Source organism: Bacillus shivajii, from assembly GCF_020519665.1.
GTDB lineage: Bacteria > Bacillota > Bacilli > Bacillales > Salisediminibacteriaceae > Bacillus_CA > Bacillus_CA shivajii.
This window is the reverse complement of record NZ_CP084703.1, coordinates 119478-139949: the sequence shown is the minus strand read 5'-3', so window position 1 is coordinate 139949 and position 20472 is coordinate 119478. Positions and strand designations below refer to the sequence as shown.

The 20472-nt window shown below is 38.1% G+C and carries 21 protein-coding genes and 1 other annotated feature; all 21 genes read right to left on the bottom strand.

The window, feature by feature from the left end:
• Nucleotides 1-142 precede the first annotated feature (142 nt).
• Nucleotides 143-676 carry a transcription termination/antitermination protein NusG gene (gene nusG / locus LGQ02_RS00675; protein WP_226516355.1) on the bottom strand — a complete coding sequence of 178 codons (534 nt, stop codon included), beginning with the start codon at nt 674-676 and terminating at the stop codon, nt 143-145.
• Between the two features lie 56 nt (nt 677-732).
• A complete protein-coding gene (secE, locus tag LGQ02_RS00670) occupies nt 733-927 on the bottom strand; it encodes a preprotein translocase subunit SecE (protein ID WP_226516354.1) in 195 nt (64 codons plus the stop codon).
• A 37-nt stretch (nt 928-964) separates the two neighbouring features.
• A complete protein-coding gene (gene rpmG, locus LGQ02_RS00665; RefSeq protein ID WP_226516353.1) occupies nt 965-1114 on the bottom strand; it encodes a 50S ribosomal protein L33 in 150 nt (49 codons plus the stop codon).
• A gap of 183 nt (nt 1115-1297) precedes the next feature.
• On the bottom strand, nt 1298-1936 hold the full coding sequence (gene sigH / locus LGQ02_RS00660; protein WP_404802396.1) for an RNA polymerase sporulation sigma factor SigH: 639 nt from the start codon (nt 1934-1936) through the stop codon (nt 1298-1300).
• A 212-nt stretch (nt 1937-2148) separates the two neighbouring features.
• Nucleotides 2149-2661 carry an NYN domain-containing protein gene (locus LGQ02_RS00655; protein WP_226516351.1) on the bottom strand — a complete coding sequence of 171 codons (513 nt, stop codon included), beginning with the start codon at nt 2659-2661 and terminating at the stop codon, nt 2149-2151.
• Between the two features lie 2 nt (nt 2662-2663).
• On the bottom strand, nt 2664-3419 hold the full coding sequence (gene rlmB / locus LGQ02_RS00650; RefSeq protein WP_226518175.1) for a 23S rRNA (guanosine(2251)-2'-O)-methyltransferase RlmB: 756 nt from the start codon (nt 3417-3419) through the stop codon (nt 2664-2666).
• A complete protein-coding gene (locus LGQ02_RS00645) occupies nt 3403-3774 on the bottom strand; it encodes a Mini-ribonuclease 3 (protein ID WP_226518174.1) in 372 nt (123 codons plus the stop codon). The genes rlmB and LGQ02_RS00645 overlap by 17 nt, the downstream gene beginning before the upstream one ends.
• Before the next feature lie 64 nt (nt 3775-3838).
• Nucleotides 3839-5242 carry a cysteine--tRNA ligase gene (gene cysS, locus LGQ02_RS00640; protein ID WP_226516350.1) on the bottom strand — a complete coding sequence of 468 codons (1404 nt, stop codon included), beginning with the start codon at nt 5240-5242 and terminating at the stop codon, nt 3839-3841.
• Between the two features lie 5 nt (nt 5243-5247).
• Complete coding sequence (gene cysE, locus LGQ02_RS00635) at nt 5248-5919, bottom strand: serine O-acetyltransferase (RefSeq protein ID WP_226516349.1); 672 nt, start codon at nt 5917-5919, stop codon at nt 5248-5250.
• Nucleotides 5920-5980: 61 nt separating this feature from the next.
• Nucleotides 5981-6206 (bottom strand) — a binding site (T-box leader).
• 1 nt (nt 6207) lies between these two features.
• A complete protein-coding gene (gene gltX, locus LGQ02_RS00630; RefSeq protein WP_226516348.1) occupies nt 6208-7668 on the bottom strand; it encodes a glutamate--tRNA ligase in 1461 nt (486 codons plus the stop codon).
• A gap of 138 nt (nt 7669-7806) precedes the next feature.
• Nucleotides 7807-8289: a 2-C-methyl-D-erythritol 2,4-cyclodiphosphate synthase gene (gene ispF, locus LGQ02_RS00625; RefSeq protein ID WP_226518173.1), complete on the bottom strand. Its 483-nt coding sequence runs from the start codon at nt 8287-8289 to the stop codon at nt 7807-7809.
• The gene (gene ispD / locus LGQ02_RS00620) at nt 8289-8981 is read right to left on the bottom strand and encodes a 2-C-methyl-D-erythritol 4-phosphate cytidylyltransferase (protein WP_226516347.1); all 693 of its coding nucleotides are present in this window, start codon (nt 8979-8981) and stop codon (nt 8289-8291) included. The genes ispF and ispD overlap by 1 nt, the downstream gene beginning before the upstream one ends.
• 14 nt (nt 8982-8995) lie before the next feature.
• Nucleotides 8996-10099 (bottom strand): PIN/TRAM domain-containing protein, encoded by a 1104-nt coding sequence (locus LGQ02_RS00615; RefSeq protein ID WP_226516346.1) that lies wholly within the window; start codon nt 10097-10099, stop codon nt 8996-8998.
• 213 nt (nt 10100-10312) lie between these two features.
• A complete protein-coding gene (gene disA / locus LGQ02_RS00610; RefSeq protein WP_226516345.1) occupies nt 10313-11395 on the bottom strand; it encodes a DNA integrity scanning diadenylate cyclase DisA in 1083 nt (360 codons plus the stop codon).
• Entirely contained in the window at nt 11370-12776 is a 1407-nt protein-coding gene (gene radA, locus LGQ02_RS00605; protein WP_226516344.1) for a DNA repair protein RadA, read from the bottom strand. Before radA ends, disA begins: the two co-directional genes overlap by 26 nt.
• Before the next feature lie 158 nt (nt 12777-12934).
• Nucleotides 12935-15379, bottom strand: coding sequence for an ATP-dependent protease ATP-binding subunit ClpC (gene clpC / locus LGQ02_RS00600; protein ID WP_226516343.1), 2445 nt, complete (start codon nt 15377-15379; stop codon nt 12935-12937).
• Nucleotides 15376-16467 (bottom strand): protein-arginine kinase McsB, encoded by a 1092-nt coding sequence (locus LGQ02_RS00595; protein WP_226516342.1) that lies wholly within the window; start codon nt 16465-16467, stop codon nt 15376-15378. The genes clpC and LGQ02_RS00595 overlap by 4 nt, the downstream gene beginning before the upstream one ends.
• A 3-nt stretch (nt 16468-16470) precedes the next feature.
• Complete coding sequence (locus LGQ02_RS00590) at nt 16471-17007, bottom strand: protein-arginine kinase activator protein McsA (RefSeq protein ID WP_226516341.1); 537 nt, start codon at nt 17005-17007, stop codon at nt 16471-16473.
• Nucleotides 17008-17032: 25 nt separating this feature from the next.
• Nucleotides 17033-17503, bottom strand: coding sequence for a CtsR family transcriptional regulator (locus LGQ02_RS00585; protein WP_226516340.1), 471 nt, complete (start codon nt 17501-17503; stop codon nt 17033-17035).
• Nucleotides 17504-17719: 216 nt separating this feature from the next.
• Nucleotides 17720-18433: an MgtC/SapB family protein gene (locus tag LGQ02_RS00580; RefSeq protein WP_226516339.1), complete on the bottom strand. Its 714-nt coding sequence runs from the start codon at nt 18431-18433 to the stop codon at nt 17720-17722.
• A 668-nt stretch (nt 18434-19101) separates the two neighbouring features.
• Entirely contained in the window at nt 19102-20295 is a 1194-nt protein-coding gene (locus tag LGQ02_RS00575) for an ISL3 family transposase (protein WP_226514668.1), read from the bottom strand.
• Nucleotides 20296-20472 lie beyond the last annotated feature (177 nt).

Sequence of the window (20472 nt, the reverse complement as noted above, 5' to 3'; positions counted from 1 at the left end):
GTGGTATACCGAGCAATCGCTCTCCCACTCATATGTCTGCAATTTATTGCAGGAAAAAACGTGAACGATTTGGTTCACGTTAATTAACAACATTAAGATTTTATCACTTCACAAAATAGATATCAAGTCTTTTCTCAAGCAATTATATTTTTTCAACTTGAGAGAATTCTAGTTCAACCGGGGTTTCCCTTCCGAACATGTTTACATGAACTTTCAATTTATTTTTGTCTGGATAAATTTCTTCGATTGAACCAATAAAGTTCGCAAATGGACCTTCTTTTACCTTAACAGATTCCTTGATCTCAAAGTCAACCTCTGCTTTCGGTTCTTCTACACCCATTTGACGTAAAATCATCTCTGCCTCTTCTGGAAGCAATGGAGTTGGTTTCGATCCAGCACCACTAGAACCAACGAAGCCAGCGACACCAGGAGTGTTACGTACAACGTACCACGAATCATCTGTCATAACCATTTCGACGATGACGTAACCTGGAAATACTTTCTTGGTTACTTGTTTGCTTTTACCATTTTTCACTTCAGTTTCTTCTTCTACTGGAACGAGAACTCGGAAGATCTTGTCTGTCATTTCCATTGATTCTACTCGTTTTTCCAAATTCGTCTTTACTTTATTCTCGTAACCGGAATAAGTGTGAACGACGTACCAATTCTTTTCCATGCGTTCAGGACAAACTTGTCCTTCCCTCCTCTAATGGCCTCATATTTTCATATAACTTAGTTTAAAATGAAGCGAATAATCGTTGAAATAACATAATCAGAAATTGCAAAGAAAACCGCAATAAAAGCTACAGTTGCAATAACAACTCCTGTATACCTAACCAATTCATTACGCGTTGGCCATGATACACGCTTCATTTCTGTTGAAACATCTTTTAAAAACTTAGTTGGTTTTTTGATGCCTTCTGCCACCTTCCGCCACCTCCGATATTATGATCATTAATACGATCTATTTCGTCTCCATATGAGTTGTATGTGTTCCGCAAGTCTTACAATATTTCCTTACTTGAAGCCTATCATTTTGCTGGTTATCTGTCTTCATCGTAGTGTAATTACGTGAATGACACTTTGTACACGCTAGGACAACTTTTTTAGACATCGTCCCTCTCCTTTTTCACCTTACGTTCCATACTACATACTTATAAAATTTATCATAGAGCTTGTCTATATGTCAATCTCACTTACCTTCACCATTGTCGACGTTTTTTCCGGTTTTCATAAGTGAAAAATGAAGATTGACTTTAATTAACATATGTAAATAAAAAACAGGGAGAGTCCCTGCTTATAGCTTAACACCTTTTAATTCCACATATCTTTCCAATTTTCTTTTCACGCGTTGTAAAGCATTGTCTATTGACTTAACATGTCGATTTAAGTCCGAGGATATCTCTTGATAGCTTTGACCATCAAGATATAACATTAACACTTTCCTCTCTAAGTCACTGAGTATTTCCCCCATCTTCAGTTCGATATCATCGAACTCTTCTTGGTTAATTAGCAACTCTTCTGGGTCACTTACTTTCGAACCACAAATGACATCTAATAATGTACGATCGGATTCCTCATCGTAAATTGGCTTGTCCAATGAAACATACGAATTTAAAGGAATGTGCTTTTGTCTAGTTGCTGTTTTTATTGCCGTAATAATTTGACGAGTAATACACAGCTCTGCAAATGCCTTAAATGACGAGAGTTTATCCCCTTTAAAGTCACGAATTGCTTTGTATAAGCCAATCATACCCTCTTGAACGATATCCTCGTGGTCAGCCCCTATCAAGAAATATGACCTTGCTTTCGCTCGTACAAAATTCTTATATTTATTAATCAGGTATTCAAGCGCAGTACTATCCCCTTCTCGCACGTACTCAACGAGGCTATCATCTTCTATCCCATCATATTTGGCTTGCAGATTATTTTCTATGAGGTCTAAAGCCACCGCGATCCCTCCGACCCTGCTTATTTCGATGTTTAAAAAGTTGCCTCACAATGATCTTATGTATGTCTTCAAGAAAAGGTTTGCATAAAAACCTTCAATTCCTATTCCCACCTTGAAATGTAAGATCTTTTTAAACAAAGTGAATTATCTAAATATAGAAATATTATACAGGATAAAAATCAAGAGCGTCAAGGTGGTCATCGGTCACCTCGACGCCATTTTTCGAAAATTTCTGCCATTTCATCAGTAATAGGTAGTTTTGTTTTTGCTTTCTTTTTTTTAGTTCGGATTACTTCTTTTTTGATTCCTTTCTCAATGGACTCCATTTCCGTCCTTAATTCACGCGCTGATTTTCTAAATGCACCGCTCGCAAAGATCACTCTTTGCTCTACAAAGTCTGATGTCGCAACATAGATTTGTGTGTCGATTCTTTTTAGCTCATTTACGAGTTTTTCAATGCGCTCATCTGCTGTTTCTTTTTCCCGAGTATATAAAATGTTGAGTCTATAGTTTCTATATTTCTTGCCAACGCCAGGAACCATGTGGGCATCAAAAATAATCATGACTTCCATACCTGTATATGCCTGATATTCTGCCATTTTTTCAATTAAGATGTCTCGAGCATTCTCTAAATCATTTTGCTGTAACTTACGAAGTTCTGGCCAATCTCCAATGATATTATATCCGTCAACAAGTAAAACACGGCGCATTGTTATTTCATTCCTTGTGGATACCTACGACGATATACTTCATACATTAACAAGCTCGCTGCAACTGAAGCATTGAGTGAGGTAACTTCACCTGCTAAAGGAATCTGTACAAGGAAATCACATTTTTCCTTTACTAATCGACTCATTCCTTTTCCTTCACTACCAATTACAAGGCCTACTGGCATATCAAGATCCACTTCACGATAGTCTTGTTCACCTTTAGCATCTGTTCCTACAAACCAAAGTCCGTCTTTCTTCAATTCGTCCATCGTTCTAGCTAAATTCGTTACTCGTGCCACTGGAACATGTTCAATCGCTCCTGCTGAAGCTTTAGCGACAGTGGAGGTAAGCCCAACCGACCTTCTTTTTGGCACAATGACACCATGAGCACCTACAGCATCTGCTGTTCTTAAAATTGAACCGAGGTTATGTGGATCTTCAAGCTCGTCCAAGATAAGAAAAAACGGAGCTTCATTCTTCTTTTCTGCAGCTTCAAACAATACCGACATATCTTGATACTCATATGCTGCAATTTGAGCGACAACCCCTTGATGGTTAGCCTCTTGTACGAGTTGGTCCACCTTTTTCTTTGGAACAAATTGTACATTCACTTGAGCTTTTTTTGCTAATTGGATCACTTGAGACATTTGACCGCGTTGTGAACCCTCTGCAATCCATATTTTATATATCGGGTGTTTCCCTTTTAAAGCTTCAATTACTGGATTTTTACCAGCTATATAATCATTTTTTTGCGTCATCATTATCCTCCTTTCTTTCAATGATCTTTACTGCTTTTTCAACAACTTCATCTAAACGCTGTTCGCTCCCCGTTAAATATAAATAACCAATTAACGCTTCAAAAGCTGTACTATACCGGTACGTCGAATGGTCAGTATTTTTTGGTATCGTCCCAGACTTAGCATTGCGCCCTCTAAGAGCTACTGCCTTCTCCTCTTCACTTAGCCATTCTTCATCAAAAAGCTGATGAAGAACTTTTGATTGTGCTTTTGCTGAAACGTATTCAGTCGCCGTTCGGTGAAGTTTATTCGGTCGGACTTGTCCACTAGCAATGAGGCGGTATCGAACATACATTTCCAATACCGCATCCCCCATATATGCTAACGCAAGAGCGTTCAACTGTTCTGGTTCACTAACTGCCTTATTTAGTTTCACCTTTTCATTGCCCCCTCTTCCAACGTGTTCCTTGAGGGGTATCTTCAAGAATGATATTTTTCTCTTTTAATTCATCACGAATCTCGTCTGCACGGGCGAAGTCACGATTCTTCCTAGCATCAATTCGTTCTTGAATTAAAGCTTCAATATCTTCATCCAAAAGTTCCTCTTCTTTTTCTAACTGAATGCCTAACACAAATGCCATATCATTGAGTTGCGTTAAAAATTTCTCTAGTACATCTTTATTTGTGTGCTTTTCACGTAAATAAAGGTTTGCTGTTTTAACTAAGTCAAACATCACTGCTACTGCATTCGCGCTATTGAAATCATCATCCATTTCCTCAATGAAGCGAGTGTGGTGTTGATCAATTTCATTCATCCACTTCTCTTTATCTTCTCCTAAGTTTGCCGTTTCATTTCGACGGTGACTCACATTTTCATACGTTGTTTTAATACGTTCCAAGGCACTCTTTGCACCATTTAACTGCTCATCACTAAAATTAATAGGACTTCTATAATGCGCATTTACAATAAAGAAGCGTACCACTTCTGGGTCAAACTTCTTTATGATGTCATGGACGAGAATGAAGTTCCCTATTGACTTTGACATTTTTTCGTTATCAATATTGATATAGCCATTATGAAGCCAATAATTGGCCATTTTTTGTTCATTTAACGCTTCAGATTGAGCTATCTCATTTTCATGGTGTGGGAAGGAAAGGTCTTGGCCACCAGCGTGAATATCAATTGTATCTCCTAAATACTTCTTTACCATGGCAGAACATTCAATATGCCAGCCTGGTCGCCCTTTACCCCAAGGACTTTCCCAGTTAACTTCGCCTGGTTTAGCACTTTTCCATAAAACAAAATCTAATGGATCTTCTTTTTTATCACCAACATCGATTCGAGCACCCGCTTGTAAATCATCAATAGACTGGTAAGAAAGCTTGCCGTACCCATCAAACTTTCTCGTACGGAAATAAACATCTCCTTGCGACTCATAAGCATAGTTTTTTTCAATTAATCGCTCGATAAATGAGATAATCTCCGGCATTGTACCAGTCACTCGCGGGTGTTCATCAGCTTTTTGCACACCTAAAGCTTCTGTATCTTCATGGTATGCTTTAATAAACCTTTCTGCTATTGTCGTGACATCCTCGCCCATCTCTTCTGCTGCTTTTATAATTTTGTCGTCAACATCGGTAAAGTTCGAGACATATTTTACTTCGAACCCTCTATATTGCAAATAACGACGGACCATATCAAACACAACTGCCGGCCTTGCATTCCCAATATGAATGTAATTGTAGACGGTTGGTCCACACACATACATCTTAACCTTACCTTCTTCAATTGGTTTAAACGATTCCTTTTTCCTCGATAATGTATTATACATTTGAATGCCCATTACTTTTACTTTCCTCCTTCATTCTTCTCAATCTTTCCGTTTCCAGATTTCAAAACATTGACCTCTTCTTTTAACCTTAATATTTCTTGCTCCAGTTCTCGGAACTTATCAGCTACAGGGTCTGGTAAATTAATGTGATCTAAGTCTTGTTTAATTTTCACACCATCTTGAATTACTACTCTTCCTGGTATTCCAACGACAGTAGAGTTCGGAGGAACTTCTTTTAAAACGACCGAACCCGCTCCGATATTCGAGTTCTTCCCAATTCTCATTGAACCTAATACTTTCGCTCCTGAGGCAATGAGGACGTTATCTTCTATCGTTGGGTGACGTTTACCTTTTTCTTTCCCAGTACCACCTAGTGTAACTCCTTGATATATCGTCACGTCATCTCCGATTTCACAAGTTTCACCAATAATGACACCCATCCCGTGATCAATGAATAACCGTTGCCCGATTTTTGCACCGGGGTGAATTTCGATACCAGTAATAAAACGGCTAACTTGAGATAAAAACCTAGCAATAAAATAAAGGCGCTTCTTCCATAACCAATGAGCAAAACGATGACACCAAATCGCATGAACACCTGCATAATTAATCATAACCTCTACCCTGCTTCGCGCAGCTGGGTCTTGTTCAAGCACGACATCAACATCATTACGTAACGTTTTAAACATCCTTTTGCCCCCTTCCTTTCGATTGTTACAATATAAAAAAAACGCCCCTGTGTCTTTAAGACACAGAGACGCTTACACGCGGTTCCACTCTGTTTAAGCAACATTTGCTGCTTCACTTCCCATCGTTAACGGCTTTTGTGCCGCCCTCAAATAATGGACATGAATGTCTTTCTTCAAGGGGCTCAGAGGTGCATTTCCATTATGCTTTCCTTAAGCTGCTTCCAGCCGATGACAGCTCTCTCTCGTAAGGAAAAACAAAATGTACTTCTCCTCTTCAACGGTTTACGTTTATTGATTTAATACTTTTTCTAACCTCGTAATCACAACTTCTTTACCTAATAACTCAATCGCTTGAGGAAGGTCAGGACCGTGTTGCTGACCCGTTGTCGCAACTCGGATAGGCATAAAGAGTTTCTTACCTTTATGACCCGTTTCTTTTTGTACTTCCTTCATTGACGATTTTATTTGATCCGCTTTAAATTCTTCAAGAGAAGCGATCTTCTCTTTAAATACATCGAGAACTTCTGGTACTTGTTCTTCTTCTAAAACTTGTTTTGCATCTTCATTATAATCGATTTCAGTCTTAAAGAACAACTCTGTTAACTCTACAATCTCTGCACCAAAACTCATTTTCTCTTGATGGAGTGCAATCAGTTTGTGTGCCCACTCACGTTCAGCATCTGATAGTTCTTCTGAAAGCCTTCCTGCTTTAATTAAATGAGGTAGAGCAAGATCTACAACACGATCAACATCTGCTGCCTTCATATATTGGTTATTCATCCATGCTAACTTTTTCGTATCAAAAACTGCAGGGGCTTTAATGACTCGCTCTAGGCTAAACTGCTCAATTAGTTGTTCTTGTGTTAAAATTTCTTCTTCTCCACCAGGGGACCAACCTAAAAGTGCGATAAAGTTTACAATTGCTTCAGGTAAGTAGCCTAAATCCCGGTATTGTTCAACGAATTGTATAATTGACTCATCTCGCTTACTCATTTTTTGACGGTCTTCATTTAAAATTAATGAAGCATGAGCAAACCTTGGTGTTTTCCACCCGAACGCTTCATAGATTAGTACTTGCCTTGGTGAGTTAGATAAGTGCTCTTCACCACGAATGACATGGGAGATTTCCATTAAGCGGTCGTCAATAACTACCGCAAAATTGTACGTTGGTACACCATCAGTACGAGCGATGACAAAATCGCCAATCCCATCGGCTTCGAAAGTAACTTCCCCACGAACAATATCATCAACAACAACTGGCTTATCTTCTGGAACACGGAAACGTACAACAGGTTTTCTTCCTTCTTCTTCATATGCTTCACGTTGCTCTTTTGTTAAATTACGATCACGCCCACTATATTTTGGCGTTTCTCCTCGAGCGCGTTGCGCTTCCCGCTCAGCTTCTAACTCTTCTGCTGACATGTAGCAGTAGTAAGCTTTCCCTTCATCAATTAACTGATTAATATACTGCTTATAAATATCAAGACGGTCCATACTCTTGTATGGCTCGTGCGGCCCACCTACATCTACACTTTCATCCCAGTCGATACCAAGCCATTTCATACTTTCCATCAGCTTCTCCGTAGCTGTATCTACATTTCTCGCTTGGTCTGTATCTTCAATTCTTACAATGAATTTTCCATTTTGGTTACGAGCAAATAAATAGTTAAATAATGCAGAGCGAGCTCCCCCAATATGCAAATGTCCCGTTGGACTTGGAGCAAATCTAACACGTACTTGTTGAGTCATTTTATGACACCTTCCATTCTTTTGTTCTACTTTCATGTATCTTTTTTCGGCAAGCCAAGTCTTATTTATTAGCCTCCCCTATATTATCACTTTTGCGGTACATTCGGTCAAATTTTAAAATAGCATCGTTGTTACTAGTTATGATTTTACAGATTCAAGGAGAACGACTGCCATTGAGGCAATTCCTTCTTCCCTTCCGGTAAAACCTAACTTTTCTGTTGTAGTAGCTTTCACATTCACTTGGCTGATATCAGCCTCTAGCAACTCAGCAATTCGTTGCCTCATTTGTTGAATATATGGAGCCATTTTTGGCTTTTGTGCCATAATCGTGCAATCCACGTTACCTAAAGTCATCCCTTTTGCTTTCGTAATTGCCCATACTTCTTGAAGTAATTTTGCCGAGTCGGCATCTTTAAAGCGAGCGTCTGTGTCTGGAAAGTGCTTTCCGATATCCCCTTCCCCAATAGCTCCTAATACCGCATCTGCGATCGTATGTAATAACACATCAGCATCTGAGTGCCCTACTAACCCCTTTTCATAAGGGATTTCTACCCCTCCGATGATTAAAGGTCTCTCCTCGGTTAACTGATGAACATCGAACCCTTGTCCAATCCGAATCATCATAGATCTTCCTTTCTCTTTTTAATAATCGCTTCTGCAAACAGAAGGTCCTCTGGTGTAGTAATCTTAATATTTTCATAATCGCCTTCAACAATCTCTACGGGCTTATTTACATATTCCATTAAACTTGCATCATCGGTACCTAAATAATGGTACTCATCAGCTTCTTTATGTGCGCGCAATATTTCAGAACGACGAAAAGCTTGTGGTGTTTGAATTGCCCACAAGCTAGAACGGTCAATCGTTTCTGCAACGAGTCCGTCTTTCACTTTCTTAACTGTATCCTTAATTGGTACCGCTACTGTTGCTGAGACACCAGCTTCTACACAATGTACAAGCTTTTTAATGACAGCTGTTTTCACAAAGGGCCGTGCTCCATCATGGACTAACACGACTGGATCACCTTCTACTGCTTTTAGTCCTTCATAAACACTGTTTTGCCTTTCTTTACCACCAGGTACTAACTTAACCACTTTACGAATGTTATTCTTTTCAACTAGTTCTTCCATTTCATCTTGCTCTTCATGGTTAATGACTAAAATGATGCCTTCACAAAGAAGATCCCCCTCAAACACACGTAATGTGTGGATAAGGAGAGGATCTTTATCAATCGTTAAAAACTGTTTATTTTTCCCTGCTTCCATTCTTTTCCCTTGACCAGCAGCAGGTATGACAACGTAGTAGTTCCCCATATTTATCTTTCCTCTTATAGTGCTTTTTCTAGTAATTTCGGTTTTGCGAAAATCATTCTACCAGCAGATGTTTGTAATACACTAGTAACGATGACTTCTATTTCTTTACCAATATAATTGCGCCCTTCTTCTACGACGATCATGGTTCCATCGTCTAAATAAGCTATACCTTGGTTCTGTTCTTTTCCATCTTTAATCACTTGTACAGCCATTTCTTCACCTGGAAGAACAACTGGTTTTACTGCATTTGCTAAATCATTAATATTTAATACTGCAACACCTTGTAAGTCACAGACTTTATTTAAGTTAAAATCATTTGTTACAACATACCCATTTAATAATTTGGCTAATTTCACAAGCTTACTATCAACTTCTTGAATCTCTTCAAAATCCCCTTCATAAATCTCAACCGTCACTGAAAGTTCCTTTTGAATTTTATTTAAGATATCTAACCCTCTACGTCCTCGATTACGTTTTAAAACATCAGAAGAGTCTGCGATATGCTGAAGTTCTTCTAAAACAAAACCAGGAATAATTAGCTTCCCTTCTAAAAAGCCCGTCTGACAAATATCCGCAATTCTTCCGTCGATGATTACACTCGTATCTAATATTTTCAGTGAACCTAAGTCCTCTTCCTCAGAACCTACCTCAGATCTCTTGCGATCCTTCATATTCCCTCTAGTTGTCACTGGAAAGATATTCATTAACTCATCACGTTTTTTAAAGCCTACTTGGAAACCTAAATAACCTAGGAGTAATGTTAAAAAGAGAGGTAATATCGTACTGATCACTGTTATTTGAACAGCCTCTAAAGGTAAACCAATGAGGAAAGCTATAATTAATCCAATACCAAGTCCCATTGTACCAAATAGCAAGTCTGTGACAGGAGCTTTGACAAGTGTTTCTTCTGTTAAACGTATAAAACCAACAATATCATCAACAAACCAAAAAGTAGATAAAAATAAAATAATTGCACCTATTGCCGCCCCAGTATACGCATTCGTTAACCACCCAGGGACATCACCCATATTAAGTAGTTCAATAAGATCTGGTATAAATAAAAAACCTAGCGTCCCGCCAACAAAAAGAATAAATAATTGAATTATTTTTCGAAGCATTTTCTACTTCACCTCCTTTAACCATTATAGACAAGTAGTGAAATTTCAAACATTAATCAAGAAAAATCACAAAAAGTTACATAATTCTTAGTCCTCACACTTCCCTGAGGATACTAATACCTTACCAAACGATACGGAAAACTGTCAAATGAAGCAAAACATAAAATTATATCTTTTATTCACTAGTTCGTCAAGAAGTGATTATATTTGACATCAAATGTGGCGGTCGATAAATAGCTGTTCTTGAATTCTCGTTAACCCTTCTTTAATCTTTCTCGCACGTGCTTCACCAATACCATCAACCTCATCTAGCTCTTCTGTCGTTGCCCTCATAATATGAGGTAAATCTTCAAACCTTTCGATGAGATTTCTCACCACCATAGGTGGGATACGTGGAATCTTATGAAGAATCCGATAACCGCGAGGACAGATAGCGAACTCTGCCAAATTTGTTGTTTTCGAATACCCTAATAATTTAACGATCACTTGATCGTCTAACAACTCTTCACTAGACATTCGTTTTAACTGTTTTATTAGTTGTATTGGGTCTTGCTTTGGATTTTTCATATAGTCTTTCACGAGTAAGACCGCATCTTTTTCAATGTTAGATACGAGTTCTTCCAACTGCATTGAAATTAATCGCCCTTCGTTCCCCAATTCGTTTACGTAATTTAAAATTTCACTTTTAATACGTAGAACCATTTCTACTCGATGCATCACTTGTGATACTTCTTGGAATGTCACAAGTTCCTCAAATTCTAATGCTCCTAAATTTGTAATACTTTGATCTAGTACAGATTTATACTTCTCAAGCGTTTGTACAGCCTGGTTTGCCTTTGTTAATATGACCCCAATATCTTTTAAAGCATACCTATAATCACCTTGATATAAGGTAATGACATTCCGACGCTGCGAAATTGAAATCACTAAATTGCCAGTCTGCTTTGCCACACGTTGCGCTGTACGATGTCTAATTCCTGTTTCCGTAGAATCAATCGCATTATTTGGAACTAGCTGTGTATTGGCGTACAAAATACGGTCACCATTTTCATTTAAAATAATGGCACCGTCCATCTTTGCTAGCTCATACAAATAGGCTGGTGAGAATTCGCAATTAATGAAAAATCCCCCATCCACAATATTCATCATTTCATTATTGTAACCAAGTACAATTAAGCCACCTGTTTTTGCTCGAAGGACATTATCAATCCCTTCCCTTAATGGTGTCCCTGGAGAGACAAGCTGTAAAACGTTACTAATAAAGTTTGAATCATAATTCGAATTTTGGTGATCCACTCGTTGCTCCTCCTAACGTCACTTCTAAAGCTTCGTTTACCGTTGTTACACCGACGACATCGATTCCTTGGGGAATTGACCACCCACCGATATTCTTCTCTGGTATAATAACTCGCTTAAACCCTAGTTTCTCTGCTTCTAGTACTCGTTGCTCGACTCTAGAGACACGTCTTACTTCTCCTGTTAAGCCAACCTCTCCAATAATTACATCAGTAGGAGAAGTTGGTGCATTACGAAAACTAGATGCAATTGCAACTGCAATAGATAAGTCAATGGATGGTTCATCAAGGCGGACGCCACCAGCAACTTTTACATATGCATCAGAATTTTGTAACAGCATACCTACACGTTTTTCCAAAACAGCCATTAGTAAAGAAATCCGGTTGTGGTCGATACCTGTTGCCATTCTTCTAGGGTTTCCAAAACTCGTCGGTGAAATTAATGATTGAATTTCAACTAAAACCGTCCTCGTACCTTCCATCGAAGCAACAACTGCTGACCCAGCCGCTCCGGATGAACGTTCTTCAAGGAAAATTTCAGAAGGATTTAGTACCTCTTCTAACCCTATCTCCTTCATTTCAAATATACCTATTTCATTGGTTGACCCAAACCGGTTTTTTACTGCTCGTAGAATTCGATATGTATGATGACGTTCTCCTTCAAAATATAAGACAGAATCAACCATATGCTCTAAAAGGCGAGGTCCAGCAATTGAACCTTGCTTTGTAACATGCCCGACGATAAAAATAGCAATTCCCTTTGTTTTTGCCACTCTCATAAATGCAGCCGTACATTCACGAACTTGTGAAACACTGCCAGGTGCACTACTTACATTGTCCAAATAAACCGTCTGAATCGAGTCAATAATGACAAGCGTCGGATCAATTTCCTCGATCGCTTTCTCTATATATTCCACATCTGTTTCAGCTAAAACATAAAGCTCATCGCTTGCTATCCCTAACCTGTCCGCTCGAATCTTTGTTTGCTTTACAGACTCTTCACCTGAAATATATAGTACTCTTTTTTTGTTTTTAGACATTTCTGCAGAAACTTGTAAAAGAAGAGTGGATTTTCCTATTCCAGGATCCCCTCCAACCAGGACTAAAGAACCTGGAACGATCCCTCCACCTAATACACGGTTTAATTCATTAATATGCGTATCATATCGATTTTCTTCTTTTCGTTCGATTTTTGTTATCGGCTGGGGCTTCATTGTTTTAGCATTTGGGGATGTAACAAATCCTCTCTTTTTTTCTGTTGGTACAGCTGCAAACTCCTCTACCATCGTATTCCAACTTTGGCACCCTGGACACTTCCCCATCCATTTCATCGATTCATATCCGCACTCTTGGCAAACATACTTTGTTTTCTTTTTCGCCATATGAAATCCCTTCCTATCAATACCTTGAAAAATATTTCTATTTTTTATTCTATCATGAAATATTTCATCTCAAAATTATGAACCATTTTAGCGTACTTTAGAGAAAAAAACCGGAAAAAGCAAATGACTTTTCCCGGTTTTGATCCTAGAAATAACGATTAGCTTGTCATCGCTTCCGAAGTAACGACAAACTCTTCATCCTTCACATCAATAATTACTTTCTGACCTTTTGAAATTGTGCCTCGTAATAACTCTTCAGAGAGACGGTCCTCTACTTGCTTTTGCAATGCTCGACGTAATGGTCTTGCACCATATTCAGGGTCAAAGCCTTCATCTGCAATTTTATCTTTCGCCGCTTGCGTTAACTCAAAATCAATGCCTTGCTCTGTGAGACGCTTTTTCAGCTGATCTGACATTAACGTAATGATCTCTTTAATATGATCTTTCTCTAGTGAATGGAAGACGATGATTTCATCAATTCTGTTTAAGAATTCCGGACGGAAACTCTTCTTTAACTCTCCCATTACTTTTCCTTTCATATCTTTATAATCTTCACCATCTCGCTGTGCTGTAAATCCTAAGCTTTTCGCTTGTCGTAACGTACTAGCTCCAACATTAGAGGTCATAATGATCGCTGTATTCCGGAAATCGACACGGCGCCCTTTTGAGTCCGTTAAGAACCCATCTTCAAGTACTTGGAGAAGAATATTAAATACTTCAGGGTGAGCCTTCTCTACTTCATCAAGCAAGATGACTGAGTATGGCTTTCTACGAACTTTTTCCGTTAATTGACCACCTTCGTCATGGCCAACATATCCCGGTGGTGAACCGACAAGACGAGACGTTGTATGCTTTTCCATATACTCTGACATATCGATTCGAATAATCGCATCTTCGTCTCCGAATAATGATTCTGCAACTGCTCTAGCTAGTTCTGTTTTACCGACACCTGTAGGTCCAAGGAAAATAAACGAGCCAATCGGACGTTTTGGATCCTTAAGCCCGGCTCTAGCTCTACGAATTGCTTTGGAAACAGCTTCCACTGCCTCGTTTTGACCAATGACTCGATTATGAAGAATTTCTTCCATACGAAGTAAGCGATCTGTTTCTTCTTCAGCAAGTTTACTTACTGGTATTCCCGTCCAGCTTGAAACAACCATCGCAATATCATCCGTGACAACTTCGGAATTCTCTTGACCTTGTTTTTCTTTCCATTGCTTTTTCAAGTCATCTAATTCTTCGCGAATTCGTTGCTCGCTATCTCTTAACGATGCTGCTTTTTCAAATTCTTGACTTTGTACAGCTGCATCCTTCTCTTTGCGTGTTTCTTCAAGTTTTTGCTCCATCTCTTTTAAGTTCGGCGGTGCTGTGTAAGACCTTAGACGAACTTTTGATGCTGCTTCATCAATTAAGTCAATCGCTTTATCCGGTAAAAATCGATCAGAAATGTAACGATCTGATAGTTTTACAGCCGCCTCAATAGCATCATCAGTAATTGTTACACGATGGTGCGCTTCATAACGATCACGCAGTCCTTTTAATATTTGTGTTGACTCTTCTAGTGTTGGTTCATCAACTTGAATTGGCTGGAATCTTCGTTCTAATGCTGCATCCTTTTCAATATATTTACGATATTCATCTAAAGTGGTTGCACCAATACATTGCAACTCTCCGCGTGCAAGGGATGGTTTTAAAATATTCGACGCATCAATTGCACCTTCAGCACCCCCTGCACCAATTAATGTGTGAAGCTCATCGATGAATAAAATGACATTAGCTGCTTGACGAATTTCTTCCATCACTTTTTTCAAGCGATCCTCAAACTCACCACGGTATTTCGTTCCTGCAACAACTGTTCCCATATCTAATGTCATTACACGTTTATTTCGTAATGTTTCAGGAACCTCATTGTTTATAATTTGTTGCGCAAGTCCTTCTGCAATGGCGGTTTTACCAACGCCGGGTTCTCCAATTAGAACTGGGTTGTTTTTAGTACGACGGCTTAACACTTGAATGACACGTTCAATTTCTTTTGAACGACCAATAACAGGATCGATTTGGTCTTCTTTTGCAATCGCTGTTAGGTCTCGCGCTAAACTATCTAATGTCGGTGTATTCACATTACTTCCACCTCCATTAGCCGACTGCTGCTGACTATTTGAAGATTCGCTGCTTCCTAACAGCTGTAATACTTGCTGCCTAGCTTTATTTAAGCTGACTCCTAAGTTATTTAAGACTCGTGCTGCAACCCCTTCTCCTTCACGGATTAAACCAAGAAGCACATGTTCAGTTCCAACATAGGAGTGTCCTAGTTTTCTAGCCTCATCCATAGAAAGTTCAATGACTTTTTTCGCGCGTGGCGTATAGTGCACTTGCTTTGTTTTCTCTTCCCCACGTCCAATTAAATTTTCAACTTCAGTTTGAATTTTATCAGAGCTTAATCCAAGGGCACTCAGTGCCTTTGCAGCAATTCCTTCTCCTTCGCGAACTAAGCCAAGAAGAATGTGCTCAGTACCAATATTGTTATGACCTAATCGTACGGCTTCTTCTTGTGCTAAAGCTAAGACTTTTTGTGCTCTTTCTGTAAAACGTCCAAACATCATGTTTCTCCACCTCCGCTTTGAAATTCATCCTCTAATTTTAGTCGTTCTCTAATAAGTGCTGCTCTTCTTTGATCTCTTTGGTCGGGTGATAATATTTCACCTGCATATTGTTGTAAAAATCCTGGTTGTGTTAATATCATTAATTCATTTAAAATGTTACCTCTTACATCCCTAATTAACCCCATGTCAATACCAAGCCGTACATCTGACAATCGTTGTGTCGCTTCTTTAGATTCAATGTTTCGACAGTATGAGAGAGTCCCGTAAGAACGATATACACGATCCTCTATTTGTATTTTTGACTGTTCTAAAAGAAGCTCTCTTGCTGATCGCTCTTGTTGAACAAGCTGCAACACGACACTACGTAAGTCATCAATAATGTCTTGTTCTGACTTTCCAAGCGTCATCTGATTGGAAATTTGAAACAAGTTACCTAATGCTTCGCTTCCTTCCCCGTAAATTCCTCTAACAACAAGGCCTAATTGGTTAATTGCAGGAAGAATTCGTTTCATTTGTTGTGTTATGACTAATGCAGGAAGATGCATCATAACAGAAGCTCTCAGTCCAGTGCCTACATTGGTTGGACAGCTCGTTAAGTAACCGTGTTTCTCTGTGAATGCAAAATCTACTTTGTCTTCCATCCAATCATCTAACTCATTGGCATATTTCAAACCTTGGTTCAGTTGAAAACCTGACAATAACACTTGAATGCGAAAATGATCTTCCTCATTCACCATGACGCTTAATGACTCATCTTCACTTAACAAAACCGCACCTGCTTTAGATTCATCTGAAAGGTTAGGGCTAATTAAATGCTTCTCAACGAGTACTCTTTTTTCATTTTGCTTTAACTCATCCATATGAATGAGTTCTAGTTCCCCAAACTTTCGGTGGGAATGACCCGCAAATTTTTCTTTAACATTTTCTACGATTTGATTTAGTTCCTCTTTTGAAGCAGTTATTGGAAAAGGTTTATCAGCTAAGTTTCTTGCATATCGAACCCTACTGCTTAATACAATATCTGCTTCAGGACCTTGATTATTCATCCAAGGACTAATCGCTTTATTGATAAAGTTTTGTAGAGACATCCCTCACCCCTCCTTCTTCTCATCTAAGCTCTTTTCTAAGGAGCGAATTTGATCTCGCACTTCAGCTGCTTTCTCAAATTCTTCTTTTTGGATCAAACCTTGCATTTGTGACTTTAACTGCTCAATCTCCTTATGAATATGGAGGTCCTCCCCTAGCCTTTTAGGTATTTTACCTCCATGAACAGCATTTCCACTATGAATACGTTTAAAGATTGGGGTTAACTTCTCACCAAAGGTTTTATAACATTCTGCGCAGCCAAACCTACCAATCTCAGCAAATTGAGGGTACGTCATTTTGCATACTTTACAAGATAGTTCGTGCCCATTCTTTGAAATACTTGAATCTGACGAAGTCATTGGCTGCTCAAAGTCGAGTAGTCCTGATAACAATTGATGAATTGAGTAACTATTTGACCCTGGAATATAATCTCCCTTTTCCTTTGCACATTGATCACAAATGTGAAACTCAGTTTTCTTGCCATTTATGATTTTTGTAAAGTGCAAAGAAGCTTCTCTTTGATTACATTCTTGACAGAGCATGCCTTACCCCTCCTTCTTTCACTAATTAATCTAATTCTTTATACTTTAATGTTGATACCATTGCCTTTAATAACCTAGCCCTAACTTCATCCCTATATGGGAGTTTTAAGTTAAGGGTAGATCTTTCGATCGCACTTAACATTAAATTTGCTTCACGTTTTGATACAGCTTCTTCTTCAAGAAGTCTCAGTACAATATTCGTTGCAGAAGCTTGAGGAATTTCCTGACCAATCATTTCAATAATTTGATCGAATAATGCCAACTGATCATCAGGGCGTACCTTAATAATACGGATATACCCGCCACCTCCGCGCTTACTTTCTACTAAATATCCCTTTTCGACAGTAAAGCGCGTACTGATAACATAATTAATTTGGGAAGGAACACAATCAAACTTTTCAGCCAACTCACTTCGTTTTATTTCAATTCCTTCTTGCTTACTATCATCAATAATACGCTTTAAATACTGTTCGATCACATCCGATATATTCCCCATCACAACCCCTCCTGCGAGTAATGAACAGGTTAATTCTTTTACTCATGATTTCAATACCTCTTGGGCATACTTATTATAAAATTGTTTGTTATTTTTGACTTTGACTATCTTTGACTATACTTTTATTATAATCATATTCACATAATCTGCAACCATTTTGCTTAGAGGAAATATCTGTATCTTTATATAGTATAGCCATGAATTTGTTGGTTAATTCTAACGAGAATCTAAGTATATTTCACGAACAAACGGGAAACGTTGTACTTGATCTACTACATTAAACATGACTTCCTCTTTTTGATATTCCACCAATAAGCGATATTCAATCATTTGTTTGTCATTATAAATTTTTTGTTTCTCACCTTTGATGCTACTCACTGACAATTTTTTGTCCTCGAATGCTTTTACAACAAGGTTTAATTCGCTAATATCTTCTTCAACAAGCATAATTACTTGTTTCTTATTATTTTTTGATAAGAAACTAAAATTAATTTTCCCAAGGAAAAATAAACTTAAAATCACAATAACGGTCGTCAAGATTCCAGCAGTATATAACCCTGCTCCCACTGTTAAACCAATTCCAGCTACTACCCATATCGAAGCGGCTGTTGTTAGTCCTCTTACTGTATAACCCTGAACAAGAATTGTTCCTGCACCAAGAAAGCCGATTCCACTTACAACATATGCAGCTAAACGTGATGGGTCAAATGTAACAACCTCTGGATTTTCACTCATATATGTTTCAAATCCATAAAATGACAATAACATAATTAAACAAGACCCCACACTTACCAACATGTGTGTTCGAAAACCAGCGGGGTGATGATGAAATTCTCTTTCAACTCCTACTAATCCCCCTAATAATGCTGCTAATACCAATCTAATAGTCATTATTCCAATATCATCTGTAACAAACCAATCCCATCCCATCTAACTTCACCTACCCTATACTAATTTTGATTGGTTACCTTTTACTTTTCCTAACCCTTCTTGTTAATAAACTTTTTAAACAAGCTATAGGGGGTAAATAATTCACGAATCAAATTCCAAAATTGTTTGACATTGTAATTGGTAATACTTCGACGTTTAACTCTTATTTCCTTTATTGCAACTTTAAATTGAAAGTTACTTACTATATCACTATGCCTCTATCAAACTCTCTTATTATCTAAAATCTTTTAATAATTAGCCGTCTAAGTTAAAGGGAGCAAGAGAAAGTTGATATAACATCGACAAAGTACAAGACTAATGACTAATAATATACGAAGAATCGTTTAAGAATATGTTTTTGAATAATCTTGTTATTAAGTCGATCACTTATATATGTAGTTAAATTTATTTTTTAGAAAATTAGAAGTCTAAAGTGTTAAGTGTTAATTTTTGATTTTTTTACTCATTTTTTATGAAAAATGCCCTTACCTTACATATGATCGGTTAAGACTTTCCCCGTTTACTTGCGACTTCTATGATTTGTTCACCACTTTCTTGATTTGCCTTTTTTGCACGCAAAAAAGAAACCTTTCATTTAAAGGTAAACACACCGGCTCTCTGTCAATTGTTGTGGTGCAGAAATTCCCAATTCTCTCTACCCATGCGGTTTAAACCGCATGGGATCTAACCATTTGTCTCCACAAAATCTTCATTCGTAATCTCTCAAAGCTTTTAATTCCATATGACATCCTCTTCGTTACTTTCGTTGTATTATTCACACCTTCAATGTAGCCATTGTTATAAGGATACATAAACGATTGGAGGATCTCTGTTTGCCATCTCTTAAACATTTTTACTACCCTTTGAAATGAAGGAATGCCGGACTCTTCCACAAAGGTATACCATGCTTCTAAACCAACTTTCGCATTCTCTGGTGTACTCTGTTTAAACCATTGGTCTAGCGCATTTTTCACTTCATATGCCTGTCTTAACTGTGGGTGTGCTTGTAATAGCTTTTCTACCTTCGCTTTGCCTTTCTCATCAAGCTTTTCAGGTGACTTCCATAAGAGTTCTTTACATCGTTTAAGCTTAATACGAGGGTCTTTTTGTAACTCATTCTGTAGTTCACGTCGCACTTCATCAAATGCCCAGTACCCGTGACGCATGAAATGAAACCGATCAGCTATGATTAGTGGACTCCCTAATTGTCTACGTACTGCTTCTTTAAATGCTTTGGATAAGTCTATAACAACGATCTCTACCTTACCGGTGTCGCATTCTTTAAAGTAATTTTCAATCGTTTTCACTTTTCGATCCGGTAATATATCAATGATATGTCGATTTTCTACATCAACGATCACAGTTTGGTACTTTTCTTTACCTGCATCTCCCTTAAACTCATCAATCGCAATCGCTCTTGGAAGGACTTTGTTTACAGTTATCTTCCGTTTGTCAAATAGGCGGAGGTAACGATTCGTACTCATTCCTGAGATTCTAGCTGCGTGTGTAAAACTCATTTCAGAACATAAGGATAACGCTTCTTGAGCAAGCATTGATGTATGTCGTTGGTATTTATCTAGAAAAGATAACTTCTCAAAAAATGCATGGCCACAGTTCATACAACGATATCTGCGTTTCCTTAATTGTAAGTAAACCTTTTTCTCTGCTATCTGAGCTCCTTGAATCGATTGCATTCTATATCCATGGATTCGCTTTGTCTTCTCTTTACATTTTGGGCACTTTTGTTTTCGGACTTCGCTATGAAGTTCAAACCAAAAGCACTGTTCTTCTTCTCCTGAATCAAATACGAATACATGCTTGTCTTTAATCCCTAATAACTTTGTGATAAAATCTAGTTGCACCTTAATTCTCTCCTTGTTTCTTTTTGTGTGGTAACTCAAGGTTAACAAAAAGAGAGAATTGGGTGCTATTTTTTTGTCTTTTTTTAGATCAAAGAGAAACATTGATCCGATAAGGGTGACCACAACATTCAGTATAGAACCAACACACCTACATCACTTATGAAGCCCCTTCACTCT

Coding starts and splice junctions, on each gene's coding strand:
- gltX (WP_226516348.1), bottom strand. CDS start 7,668: ATGACTCAACAAGTACGTGTTAGATTTGCTCCAAGTCCAACGGGACAT.
- LGQ02_RS00580 (WP_226516339.1), bottom strand. CDS start 18,433: ATGGGATGGGATTGGTTTGTTACAGATGATATTGGAATAATGACTATT.
- cysE (WP_226516349.1), bottom strand. CDS start 5,919: ATGTTTAAAACGTTACGTAATGATGTTGATGTCGTGCTTGAACAAGAC.
- ispD (WP_226516347.1), bottom strand. CDS start 8,981: ATGGGGAACTACTACGTTGTCATACCTGCTGCTGGTCAAGGGAAAAGA.
- clpC (WP_226516343.1), bottom strand. CDS start 15,379: ATGATGTTTGGACGTTTTACAGAAAGAGCACAAAAAGTCTTAGCTTTA.
- LGQ02_RS00645 (WP_226518174.1), bottom strand. CDS start 3,774: ATGGGGGATGCGGTATTGGAAATGTATGTTCGATACCGCCTCATTGCT.
- rlmB (WP_226518175.1), bottom strand. CDS start 3,419: ATGACGCAAAAAAATGATTATATAGCTGGTAAAAATCCAGTAATTGAA.
- LGQ02_RS00595 (WP_226516342.1), bottom strand. CDS start 16,467: ATGTCTCTACAAAACTTTATCAATAAAGCGATTAGTCCTTGGATGAAT.
- LGQ02_RS00615 (WP_226516346.1), bottom strand. CDS start 10,099: ATGCTTCGAAAAATAATTCAATTATTTATTCTTTTTGTTGGCGGGACG.
- nusG (WP_226516355.1), bottom strand. CDS start 676: ATGGAAAAGAATTGGTACGTCGTTCACACTTATTCCGGTTACGAGAAT.
- LGQ02_RS00585 (WP_226516340.1), bottom strand. CDS start 17,503: ATGGGGAATATATCGGATGTGATCGAACAGTATTTAAAGCGTATTATT.
- cysS (WP_226516350.1), bottom strand. CDS start 5,242: ATGGGCATTCAAATGTATAATACATTATCGAGGAAAAAGGAATCGTTT.
- radA (WP_226516344.1), bottom strand. CDS start 12,776: ATGGCGAAAAAGAAAACAAAGTATGTTTGCCAAGAGTGCGGATATGAA.
- ispF (WP_226518173.1), bottom strand. CDS start 8,289: ATGATTCGGATTGGACAAGGGTTCGATGTTCATCAGTTAACCGAGGAG.
- rpmG (WP_226516353.1), bottom strand. CDS start 1,114: ATGTCTAAAAAAGTTGTCCTAGCGTGTACAAAGTGTCATTCACGTAAT.
- LGQ02_RS00655 (WP_226516351.1), bottom strand. CDS start 2,661: ATGCGCCGTGTTTTACTTGTTGACGGATATAATATCATTGGAGATTGG.
- LGQ02_RS00590 (WP_226516341.1), bottom strand. CDS start 17,007: ATGCTCTGTCAAGAATGTAATCAAAGAGAAGCTTCTTTGCACTTTACA.